Raw genomic sequence first — 11649 nt, forward strand, 5'->3', positions numbered from 1 at the left:
GAGCATGGCATGATAAAACATTCGGCTATAACAACGCTAGGGGATTGATAAATATGGGACAACGGTTGGCCGGTCTAAAGCATTGGGTAGAACAGACATTTAAAGCGCTGAATATTGATCTGGCTAGCGATTGGCAGTGCATTCCTGTTTCAGGTGATGCCAGTTTCAGACGTTACTTTCGATTGAAAAGTCATGGAATGAGTTGGATTTTGATGGATGCCCCTCCTGAAAAAGAGAACAGTCACCCTTTTGTTTGTATCGCTCGAGCCTGGGAACCTCTGGAAATTCATGCGCCCGTTGTTCATGCGGTGGATTTAGAGCTGGGTTATATGTTGCTATCTGATCTGGGTGATGATCTGTACCTGGATCAGTTGAACAACGAGAATGCGGATGAACTCTATGGAAGAGCTTTTGGTGCACTCACCCGACTGCAACAGTGCCGCGCTATCGCTGATCACCCCCTACCTGGCTATGACCGGGCCCTACTTCAGCGGGAAATGGATCTGTTCCGTGACTGGCTGGTGGCAGATTTGTTGGGCCTGCCGATAGGTCCTGGGGTGAAACATATGTTTGCTGAGGTCTCTGGATTTTTAATTGACTCAGCGCTGGAACAGCCTCAAGTGTGTGTGCACCGGGATTATCATTCGCGGAATTTATTGGTTGACGGAGATAATACCCCTGGGGTCATCGATTTTCAGGATGCGGTCATTGGCCCTATAACTTATGACCTGGTGTCGTTATTACGGGATTGCTATATCGAATGGCCAGATATGCGGGTATATGGTTGGGTTGATCAGTTTGGAGATCTGCTGGTAAATGACGGGCTGATAGAAGAATATGATCGCAACACCTTCTATCGCTGGTTTGATCTGATGGGTGCGCAGCGTCACTTGAAGGCTGCGGGTATTTTTGCCCGCCTATTACTTCGGGACGGAAAACCTGGTTATCTTGCGGATATACCCCGAACCTTGAATTATATTATTCGTGTAGCGGGGCGTTATGATAGTTTAACGACGTTTTCTGTCTGGTTGCAGGATGTTGTAGTGCCAGCGATGTATATGAATGATCAGTTTGATAATGATCAACTTGACCGGTGGTTTAGCTGATGCGGGCGATGATTCTGGCGGCGGGTTTGGGAACTCGTATGAGGCCGCTTACCCTGAATACCCCGAAACCATTGCTGCCTGTGGCTGGTAAGCCGCTGGTTCAATATCACATTGAACGATTGGTGAAGGCGGGAATCACAGAGATCGTCATTAACCATGCATGGCTGGGGGAAAAGTTGGAGGCCTATGTAGGTGATGGTTCGCGCTTTGGTGCTAAAGTGACCTGGTCGGCTGAGAGTGAACCACTGGAAACCGGAGGGGGGATATTCAAAGCACTGCCGTTATTGAGTGAGGATGGAGCCCCTTTTTTATTGATTAATGGAGATGTGTTTACGAACTATTCGTTTGGATGTTTGTTGTCTCAACGTCTTGCAGTAGGTTCGATGGCCCATTTGATATTGGTTTCAAATCCAGCGCATAATCCCGGAGGGGATTTTCAATTACAAGATGATCAAGTACTTGATAAAGGAAGCGATTGTCTGACGTTTAGTGGTATTAGTGTGCTATCGCCCCGGTTGTTTGATGGCTGCTCAAAGGGTAAATTTCCGTTGGCACCTTTGTTACGCAATGCGATGCAGTCAGGACGAGTGTCGGGTGAATCCTTTTCAGGCTATTGGCGGGATATAGGTACTCCTGAGCGACTTCAGGAAGTCAGTGAAGATATTGAGAAAGGTCGGGTAAATGGCATTTAAAAGTGAAAAAGCGGGTTTTAGTCTGGGACAGTTAGTTCAAAGAAACAGGACTTCACTGGTTATTGGTGGTCTGATTGGCCTGTTTAGTGGCGGGTTTGTTGGGTTGTTAATTGGTGCGGGCATTGGTGTCGCCATATCAGCGGCTTTGAAAAATGCTCTGGGGCAAGCGTTGAACCCTCAGGATGCTTTTTTTAAAGCGACCTTCACGGTGATGGGGAAGCTGGCTAAAGCCGATGGGCGGGTTAGTGAGGAAGAGATTCAGTACGCCCGTGAAGTAATGAATCGGATGGGGCTGAGTGAAGAACGTCGTAAAGAAGCGATGGAGTTGTTCTCTCAAGGTAAAGAAAACGATTTTGAAATAGCGGACGTGATGCGGCCGCTTAGCGCGTTAATTCGTTTCCGTATTCCTTTGAAGTTGATGTTTGTCGAGATTCAGCTGCAAGCGGCAATGGCTGATGGTCAGGTGAGCGAAGCGGAAACTATTATTATTCGTGAAGTCTGTGGTTTGTTACAGATGTCACAAGCAGAGATGGCTGCGTTGATGGCGCGGATGCAATCGCAGTTTTCATATCAGCAACATAGTTATCAATCCCATCAGGGCGGTTTCGTCTCTGAGCTGCAGCTTCTAAAGGAATCTTACGGCGTTTTAGGCGTTGAAGAATCTGCTTCCGATGCTGAGTTGAAAAAGGCTTATCGCCGACTGATGAGCCAACACCACCCTGATAAACTTGTAGCCAAAGGCCTGCCCGAAGAGATGATGCAGCTTGCAAAGGAGAAAACTCAGGAAATTCAGGCTGCGTATGATCGAATCAAAACAGCCCGTAAAAATCAGTAATATCACGGATGAGTAGGAGAAAGCACCCTTAGCTTCCCGGTGTGAGAACCATCGGTTCTGCTTTTGAAGGGAGGGCTGGTACCAGGGGTTCTTTATCCAGAATTCGATTTTTTAAAATACCTCGTAGTTGGCGGGTTAGCCAGAGTGGCTCCCTACGTGGATCGTTGCTGCGCTGATTTAGTCGCACCTGCTGATAACCCTTATTACTCGATCGAAGGGCGGCGCGCTTACGTAGCTCTGCTTGCTGCCGTTTGTACTGGTTACGGTTAAACCATAGATCCAACACCGGGGCTTCAGTGTCTGCGATCATTTTTAGCAGGTTTGGGGCTGAATCGTCCCTTGGCTGAACGGCATCTAATAGCACCAGAAAACGATCTTCCTGTTTCTCGTCTTGAGTAAAATAGTGCATGGCCCAGGTGGCACCTTCGCCGATCCCCAGAATAATCGTTAACTTTCCGTCCAGATTACTTAATTGGTCAGTTGCCAGCTGCCCCAGTTCAATAATCTGTGTGTTGTAGTTTGCAATCTGGCCTTCATCCTGTGATGTTGCTTGAGTTGTGACTTGAGTCGTATCGGTAGTCGAAGTGGCCGTTTCTTCTGTTGATTCCGTCACCTCTTCAGCAGTGTCTGTTGTTTGAATCAGACCTCTTGCCTGTAATGCAGGGAGTGTGCGCTGAGGAATAACTGTAGGGGGGTGTTCTGGAAGGGAAAGGCTCAGGGTATTCCATTCAAATGCGGTCATCTGGGTACGGAGGGGATGAACAATAGATGGCCAGTCTGCTCCGGTATCCCGGTCAGGAAAGATCATTATGCTGCCGACAGGGGATGCACTGGCTGCTTTCTGAAGCAACGCCAGTTGCTTTTGGTTATTTAGTTCCAGCCATATTGCTTCAGTTTCAATATCTTGTTCTAGTGCTAAGTCAGCCTGGCGTTGCTGAGTTGGTTTTGGCATAACGCGGGTAATATCAGTGCTTTCACTGGCCGCAGGCACTGCTGATGGTGTTTCGGCCTCAGTGTCTTCTGCTGCAGATAGAGCAACTGCAGGGCTTAAAAAAAGTGTAAAAATCAGGGGCTTAATTAGTTTCATGCTTCGATTATTAAAGAGCCAGCAGATATTAGCAAGAACAAAGCTGGTTGAGTTTCAAAGCGGGGAAAGTACAATAGCCGGATTCCTCTCTCTATTACATTCCGAGTTATGCTAATGGCTGATTTTAAGATTGCTCCATCTATTCTCTCTGCAGATTTTGCCCGTCTGGGTGAAGAGGTAGAAAACGTCCTTGCAGCAGGTGCTGACTACGTACATTTTGATGTGATGGATAATCACTATGTGCCTAATCTGACCATCGGCCCTATGGTGTGTAAAGCGTTGCGCAATCATGGTATTAAAGCCCCGATTGATGTTCATCTGATGGTGAAGCCAGTGGATCGTATGATTGGTGACTTTATTGAAGCCGGTGCCAGTATTATTACTTTTCATCCTGAGGCTTCTGAGCATATTGATCGTTCATTGCAGATGATCCGCGAGGGTGGATGTAAGTCAGGGTTAGTGTTTAATCCGGCAACACCATTGAGCTATCTGGAATACGTCATGGATAAGGTTGATATGGTGCTGTTGATGTCGGTCAACCCGGGTTTTGGTGGTCAGAAGTTTATTCCGGCGACGCTGGATAAGCTGAAACAAGCTCGCAAGCTCATCGACCAGAGTGGTTACGACATCCGTCTCGAGGTTGACGGTGGAGTGACCGTGGGAAATATTGCTGAGATTGCTGCGGCTGGCGCGGATACTTTTGTCGCGGGTTCTGCCATTTTTAATACCAATGACTACCAGGCGACTATCGATAAGATGCGTGCTGAGCTGGCTGCGGTCTGAGTGGGTTAACCGCTTTGAAAGAGTTATTTAAGGGGGAGTTTCCCCGATTAGTCCTCTTTGATCTGGACGGTACTCTGCTGGACAGTGTGCCTGATCTGGCACTTGCTGTTGATCGCATGTTGGCCGCTATGGGGATGCCGGAAGCCGGCGAAGGCAGAGTACGAAACTGGGTCGGCAATGGTGCTCAGATGTTAGTGAAACGTGCACTGACTGGCCTCGACTCTCCTGTGGGAAATGAACCTGAGCTTGTTCTTCTTGACCGAGCCTATGAGCTGTTTTTAGAGCACTATGGCACCTGTTGTTCCGAGAAAAGCAGGTTGTACCCCGGTGTTATCGAAGTGCTAACGGCCTTGCAGGCGGCGCAGGTTAATATGGGCCTGGTTACCAACAAACCCCTGAGTTTTACTGATGCTTTGATGGGTGAGTTTAGTCTTAACGATTACTTTTCTATTACCTTAGGTGGTGACAGCCTGGCTGAGAAAAAGCCACACCCGTTGCCTTTGCTGCATGCAATGGAAGTATCCGGCGTCAGTCCTGAGCATACTTTGATGGTGGGAGATTCCCGCAGCGATATTAAAGCTGCGCAGGCGGCAGGGTGTAAAGTTGCTGCCGTTACCTATGGTTATAATCATGGTGAACCTGTTGCTCGTTATGCTCCAGACCTCATTATTGATAACCTGAAAGAGCTGATTAACTAATCAGCTCTTTTCCGTTTTATCGAGTTCTTCGAAAAGAGCCGTTCTGGCTGAATTGCATACCGCAAGCACACCGGGGTGGCTGACTCTGCGTTCAAGTGAAATCGCATAAAACCGTTCCCTTATATCATCCATGCGACCGATAACCTCTACACCATATTGGCGAGTCATCTGCTGTGCTATAACAGTTGGTGCGCAAAAAATTCCGGCGCCAGAAAGACCAAAAGCCTCAATCAATGCTGTGTCTGCGCACTCGACCTGAATATCTGGTCGTATTTTGTGGCGTTCAAACCACCGCTTAAGGCCTGACCCCCGTTCGGTTTCGGCTGATGGCATCAGCATTGGAGCACCTTCTAAAGAGGCTGGAAAGTTTGCCCGGTAAGTTGCTGCGACATCTGGAGTAGCAAAAAAACTCAGTCCGCATTCGCCTAATAGGTGGTTATAGCCACGAATATGGAAGCTAGCATCCAGTGGCCTGTCAGCTAGCACCAGATCAAGCTTCTGGGTTGCGAGGTCGGCCAGGAGATTTGGCAGTGGGCCTTCTTCGCATATTAATCTACTGGAATCAGACTGCTTTAAGGCGGGTTCTAAAAGGTGATAAGTGATCAGTTTTGGTAGCACATCGGCAATACCAATAGTAAAGCGCTGTTGCTTGAGTGTGGTTGCATTATTGATACTCTGTTTGAGCTCGTCCCCTAACAGAAAGATATCTTCGGCATAGTTGAGAGCATGTTGACCAGCTTTAGTTAATTTAAGATTCCTCCCTCGTTTTTTAAATAGCGCAGTTCCCAGTTCTTGCTCGAGTAGTTTGATCTGTCCGCTGATCGTTTGCGGGGTTAGATGAAGCTTTTCACTGGCTCGATTAATACTGCCTTCCTGAGCTACTGCAAGAAAATAACGTAGGTGTTTAAAGTTCATTAGGGCACCGAAAATTCATATAATGGTTCGTATAAATCTTACTGTTTATATAATAAATTCGTATTTTATTTATAGTTTACTCGACTATACTGTGACTTATCGAGTTTGTCATGACTTCTCAGGTTCTCCCCTAAAGGGTCAGGGTAAGCGAGTTGTTAGAAGGTTGTAAGAAGTTGTTTAGTAAATTGTTGTAAGGCTTTCCTCATGCCTATTATGTAAGTGGACTCTCATCCAAACCTTATCCCGGCTCCCAAGGCCGGTTTTTTTTGTCTGCAGATTGAAAAACAAGGTGTGAATTGAGTTTCTTAAGTCGGAAAGTGAGGTAGAGCTTTCTGCAGGGTTAATAAAATAGCTATCGAGCCACCGCCTGAGTTGATTCAGGGGTGAGGCTGCTATAAAGTTGAGTTTCTTGAATCAATGATTGCCTGGAAACACCGTGTCAGATTTGCTAACCCCAATAGAGATAGTTCTGTGCACCCGCTATGGCGGAGAGCGTTGGCGATGGCGTAACTGAACCCCGCATTTCAGTTATGGTGTCCGACCTGCTTTGAAACAAGCAAACGGAATATATTTTAAATACTCTGATGATAAAGTCTCAGGGTAGCAACGAGTACAAACGATGAGTCCTGAACAATTTTCTGAATTAGCTGCACAAAACTTTAATCGTATCCCGGTTGTCCGCGAAGTCTTAGCGGATTTGGATACCCCTTTGTCTACTTATATGAAACTGGCAAATCAGCCCTATAGCTATCTGCTAGAGTCAGTTGAAGGCGGAGAAAAGTGGGGTCGGTATTCCATTATCGGGTTGCCTTGTAGAACGGTACTTAAAGTCTTTGGTCATAACATCCGGGTTGAAACTGACGGTGAGATTGTTGAACAAGCTGAGGTTTCGGATCCTCTTGAGTTTGTTGAGCAATTCCAGGCCCGTTATCGTGCGGCTGAGCTACCAGGTTTGCCCCGGTTTAACGGTGGATTGGTAGGCTATTTCGGTTACGATTGTGTTCGCTATGTGGAAAAAAGACTGGCGGACTCTGCGCCGGATGATGTTATCGGTACGCCGGATATCCTGTTGATGGTATCCGATGAGGTTGTTGTTTTTGATAACCTGAGTGGCAAGCTGATACTGATCAGTCATGCGGATCCTGCTGTAGAAGACGCGTTAGATGAAGCGCAGTTGAGGCTTGATGAACTCGTTAGTCGATTGCGTTTCTCGGTCCCACAGCAAGATACCCAACCGTCAGAACGGAGAGAAGTATCCGAATCAGAATTTAAATCCAGTTTTGGCGAACAGCAATATAAGGATTCTGTTGATCGTATCAAAGAATACATTCTCTCTGGAGATGTAATGCAGACGGTTATCTCGCAACGGATGACAATTCCTTTTACCAGCAGTCCTCTTGATCTTTATCGTGCTCTGCGTTGCCTGAACCCTTCGCCATATATGTATGTCTTGCATCTGGACGATCATCATGTCGTAGGCTCTTCTCCAGAAATTCTGGCACGGGTAGAGGATAACGTCGTTACGGTTCGACCGATTGCTGGAACCCGCCCGCGGGGGGCAACCGAGGCCGAGGATCAGGCGTTGGAAAAAGATCTGCTGGAAGATCCTAAAGAGATCGCTGAGCACCTGATGCTGATTGATTTGGGACGTAATGATGTGGGTCGTGTTGCAGAGATTGGCAAAGTTGAGCTGACGACCCAGATGGCTGTAGAGCGTTATTCACATGTAATGCATATTGTCTCTAATGTGATAGGTCATCTGAAACCAAATGTGTCGGCTATGGATGTATTGCGTGCAACCCTACCTGCAGGAACTCTGAGTGGGGCGCCTAAGGTACGGGCGATGGAAATTATTGATGAATTAGAACCGGTAAAACGGGGTATCTATGGTGGTGCTGTAGGCTATCTTTCTTGGAACGGTAATATGGACACGGCCATAGCAATTCGTACCGCTGTGATTGAAAACGGCCAGCTACATATACAAGCCGGCGCCGGTATTGTAGCTGATTCTGTGCCCAGCTCTGAATGGGATGAAACCATGAATAAAGGCCGGGCTATATTCAAGGCTGTAGCCATGGTGGAACAAGGATTAGACAATCTCTGATTGCTGTTTTGAGCGATAGAAAGCCTCCCTTTGGAGGTTTTTTTATACCGCTTTCATTGGTAAATAAATGCCTTGTCAGATACTTTCCTCTGATCTGGATCGGTTGACCTGCGCGTCAGATTATGGCCCAATGTGCGCTGTTGAAAACATGGATTGTTTTACTTAGGAAGTATCGACTATGGATGGTTTGCGGTGAAGATTAGACTTACTCTGATTGCTTTCAGGGGGATAGCTCCGGCAAGAAAAGTAGAAAAGGTCTTTTCCGGTGAAGAGTTTACTCTGGGTAGGGCTGACGATAATGACATCGTCCTGGAAGACCCGGATCGTTACTGTTCACGATATCATGCCCGGTGTTATCTCATTTCGGGCAGCTACTACCTCGAAGATACAAGTTCTCCTGGTACCCAGTTAAATACAGGCCAGTTTATTACTCGTGGTCAGCGTCATAAACTGCAGGATGGGGATCGGCTTGTCGTAGGCGAAAATCAACTGCTAGTGACCGTCGAAGAAGATCAACCTGTACGATTGCAGCAGGCATCGGTTGATTCTTTCTCAATAGATGATTTCTTTGCAGAGCATGAAGCTGAACTGCACGAATCTCAGCCTCCAGCCAGAACCGCTCCACTACCGAATATTCCTTTAGGTCATGCTGATGATTATTATCGCTCCCCTAAATCTCATTCTATCGCGCCACAGCAAGAGCAAGAACCTTTTGATTTTTCAGATCTTTCAAATTTCATGTCGGGATCGGAAACAGACACGCTCTCGGTTGAAGAAGAACCGCTTAACGAGATTGCTCCGGCCTCAGTAGCTGTCATTGAAAGAACTGTTTCCGTAGAAGAGTCTGAGTCATCTGGAGCGCTGGCAAATGATAGCCAGGCTCCTGCGGAAGTAATGGAAAAACCATCGGTGAAGGCTGAATCAGCGTCGGATCAGATGACCTCAGGTAGCGAATTACACATTGATAGTCGAGCGATCCGTAGCTTTCTGGAAGGTCTGGGGTTAAACCCCAAAGATTTAATCGGTAAAAATAAAGTCGAAATCATGCGCGCCGCGGGTGAGATGCTGAACATCCTGACGAAAGGAACAATGGATATTTTGCAGACTCGTAACGATATAAAACGGGAATTTGGTATGGATGTAACCCGTATTGGCGCTGTCCGTAATAATCCGCTGAAGTTTTGTAGCAACGTAGATGAAGCGATGCTGATTATGCTGACTCATTCAGAAGGTTATCTGGGGCCACAGGAATCGGTTTTGGAAGGTGTGGTTGATGTTAAGGCTCATCAGGTTGCGGTGATGTCAGGTATGCAAGCTGCGTTGACATCATTGTTAGAGCGCTTCGAGCCAGTCACTCTTGAGTCGCAGTTGACGACTCGTTTTACCTTGTCGAAAAAGAGCCGTTACTGGGATATGTACACAACGGCATATCAGCAGCTGCAACTTGAAGCTCAGGATAATTTTCACGGTCTGTTTGGTGAAGAGTTTTCTCGTGTATATGAAGAGCAAGTAAGACAAATTAATCGAGTTTTGTAGATTGTTGGCTCGCAGCGTAGCTATTGTTCAGACGCTGTAGAGGACAAGGAATGTTTAACGGCTTATAGGGATGAAAGCGCAAAGATGATTAAAACTAAAGGGTTAAAAACTCTATTTAGTGGCATGGTTACGGGGGTAGCAGTTGGAGTACTGACGTGTTCAGTATCAGCTGCACCTGTTTTGCCTGATGCGGCTACCACTGGCGGCTCGAGTCCTCGGGAGCTGAATAAATCACTACAGCAGCCTAAAGAGCTTGATCTGACTATTCCTCCACGTAAAGAGCGGCCTGTTGACCTGGAAGCGGGTCCCCAGTTTGATGTGAATCTGCTTAATTTATATCTACTTATACCTTCTCAGAAAAGTAAAAAATTGGTTGATGATGAAGTCGTCGTCAATATGCTGATGGATGCTATGGTGAAATATAAGGCTCGCTTCACGCTGGGGCGTTTACAGCAACTGGCTGACCAGGTAACCAACTACTATCGATCGCAGGGGTATGTATTAGCGACGTCGTATGTTCCTGCGCAGGATGTTGTTGATAACACTGTTGAGTTACACCTTTTAATGGGAGAGTTAGGGAGTGTAGAGGTTTCTGGTGAGTCCTCTTTCGACGCTGAATTGATTACCCGTGTTTTTGCCGATCAGATTGGAAAACCGCTGGAAAAGTCTGAGATTGAATCGGCTTTGCTGACCGTGCTGGATTATCCAGGCCTGGATATCTCTGGCGTACTTGAGCCTGGTGATGCAGTGGGCTTAACCCAGATGGTTATTAATATTAATAGCGAAGATAGGGTATCTGGAGATATCTATCTCGATAATAAGGGATCGCAATACTCGGGTGAGGAACGACTAGGCCTGGATCTGTATGTTAATAACCCTCTGGGGCTGGCTGATAAGTTAGCACTTAATTTTATTCTACAGAATAAGCCTGATGTTGAGGGTGATTACTCTGTTGATAATGCTAAGTATGCGGGTGTTACCTATGACTTTAGCCCGGTCGATTCCGATTATATTGTTTCATTGCATCTGCATAAAAGTGATTATGAAGTAGGTCGTGATCTGGCCGCTTTTGCTTTTGCCGGAGAATCAACGCAGTGGAAGGTCGGTCTTAGAAAGCAACTGGTGCGAAGCCGCACTAAAAACAGCTATGTTGAAGCTGAACTGATTCATGATCAGGTAAAGAATACGCAGGCCTCTATCGAGAGTAACGTTGACGATCTGACTGCACTGGCGGTCCGTTATGGTTTTGATTTTTCGGATAACCTCTTTGGTGGTGGCTTCACCCGAGGGGCTTTCGCTGCTGAACATGGTTTCGCTGATGTTCTGGGCGCGATGGGAAATAATGATGCTAACGCCAGCAGATCCTCATCTGAAGGGCCCGCCCCAGCAGAATTTAACCTGGTTGAGTTTGATATTGCCCGTTACCAGCGTTTGTCTGATAACAATGCCCTGATTTTTAAGTTTAACGGCCAATACTCTGCTGATCCTTTATTTTCAGTTAAACAGTTTGGGCTGGGTGGTTTCGATAGCGTGAGGGGTTATCCGAGTGGCGAGTACTTGGCGGATAAAGGGTTTTATACAGGTATTGAGCTGATTAGTAATGCCCCCGGATTTAGCGATAAGCCTGCGTTTAATGACCGAAGTTGGGGTGAGCTATTACAACTGATGTTGTTTGTCGATTACGCGCATGGCTATAAAAATTTACCGCTTATCACTGAAGAGTCCCAGTTGGAACTGAGTTCTGTGGGTATTGGGTTAAGGTTAACCCCCGCCGAATCATTTACTGCAACATTGACTGCAGCGAAGCCTCTAGGTGATAGAGCAGCGTCGAATAATCGTGATACACAACTGTATGGCGAACTGAACTACTTGTTCTGATAGATTTACGACGAC

The 11649-nt window shown here is 46.8% G+C and carries 10 protein-coding genes; 8 read left to right on the forward strand and 2 right to left on the reverse strand.

Going from position 1 to position 11649, the window contains the following annotated elements; genetic code table 11:
• Positions 1-53: 53 nt before the first annotated feature.
• Genes AMJAP_RS03385 through djlA form a run of 3 tightly spaced genes read left to right on the forward strand, consistent with a single transcriptional unit; the run spans position 54 to position 2633 of the window.
• Positions 54-1106, forward strand: a complete 1053-nt coding sequence (locus AMJAP_RS03385; RefSeq protein WP_019622897.1) for an aminoglycoside phosphotransferase family protein — start codon at positions 54-56, stop codon at positions 1104-1106.
• Positions 1106-1798 (forward strand): N-acetylmuramate alpha-1-phosphate uridylyltransferase MurU, encoded by a 693-nt coding sequence (murU, locus tag AMJAP_RS03390; protein WP_019622896.1) that lies wholly within the window; start codon positions 1106-1108, stop codon positions 1796-1798. The genes AMJAP_RS03385 and murU overlap by 1 nt, the downstream gene beginning before the upstream one ends.
• On the forward strand, positions 1788-2633 hold the full coding sequence (djlA, locus tag AMJAP_RS03395) for a co-chaperone DjlA (protein ID WP_019622895.1): 846 nt from the start codon (positions 1788-1790) through the stop codon (positions 2631-2633). The genes murU and djlA overlap by 11 nt, the downstream gene beginning before the upstream one ends.
• Positions 2634-2661: 28 nt before the next feature.
• On the opposite strand, the gene AMJAP_RS03400 is transcribed toward djlA, so the two are convergent.
• Positions 2662-3720: a DUF3530 family protein gene (locus AMJAP_RS03400; RefSeq protein WP_019622894.1), complete on the reverse strand. Its 1059-nt coding sequence runs from the start codon at positions 3718-3720 to the stop codon at positions 2662-2664.
• 114 nt (positions 3721-3834) lie between these two features.
• Between AMJAP_RS03400 and rpe the strand changes: the two genes are divergently transcribed.
• Both rpe and AMJAP_RS03410 read left to right on the forward strand, forming a co-directional pair.
• The gene (gene rpe / locus AMJAP_RS03405) at positions 3835-4503 is read left to right on the forward strand and encodes a ribulose-phosphate 3-epimerase (protein WP_019622893.1); all 669 of its coding nucleotides are present in this window, start codon (positions 3835-3837) and stop codon (positions 4501-4503) included.
• Positions 4504-4517: 14 nt separating this feature from the next.
• Positions 4518-5201, forward strand: a complete 684-nt coding sequence (locus tag AMJAP_RS03410; protein ID WP_019622892.1) for a phosphoglycolate phosphatase — start codon at positions 4518-4520, stop codon at positions 5199-5201.
• Here AMJAP_RS03410 and nhaR read toward each other — a convergent pair whose 3' ends face one another.
• Positions 5202-6116, reverse strand: a complete 915-nt coding sequence (gene nhaR / locus AMJAP_RS03415) for a transcriptional activator NhaR (protein WP_019622891.1) — start codon at positions 6114-6116, stop codon at positions 5202-5204. It lies immediately after the preceding gene.
• 619 nt (positions 6117-6735) lie between these two features.
• On the opposite strand from nhaR, the gene trpE reads away from it, so the two are divergent.
• The 3 genes from trpE to AMJAP_RS03430 all read left to right on the forward strand — a co-directional run bounded on the left by trpE (position 6736) and on the right by AMJAP_RS03430 (position 11634).
• The gene (gene trpE / locus AMJAP_RS03420) at positions 6736-8220 is read left to right on the forward strand and encodes an anthranilate synthase component I (protein WP_019622890.1); all 1485 of its coding nucleotides are present in this window, start codon (positions 6736-6738) and stop codon (positions 8218-8220) included.
• Between the two features lie 192 nt (positions 8221-8412).
• The gene (gene tagH / locus AMJAP_RS03425; RefSeq protein WP_019622889.1) at positions 8413-9756 is read left to right on the forward strand and encodes a type VI secretion system-associated FHA domain protein TagH; all 1344 of its coding nucleotides are present in this window, start codon (positions 8413-8415) and stop codon (positions 9754-9756) included.
• 84 nt (positions 9757-9840) lie between these two features.
• Positions 9841-11634, forward strand: a complete 1794-nt coding sequence (locus AMJAP_RS03430; protein ID WP_019622888.1) for a ShlB/FhaC/HecB family hemolysin secretion/activation protein — start codon at positions 9841-9843, stop codon at positions 11632-11634.
• Positions 11635-11649 lie beyond the last annotated feature (15 nt).

This window comes from Amphritea japonica ATCC BAA-1530 (genome assembly GCF_016592435.1).
Lineage (GTDB): Bacteria > Pseudomonadota > Gammaproteobacteria > Pseudomonadales > Balneatricaceae > Amphritea > Amphritea japonica.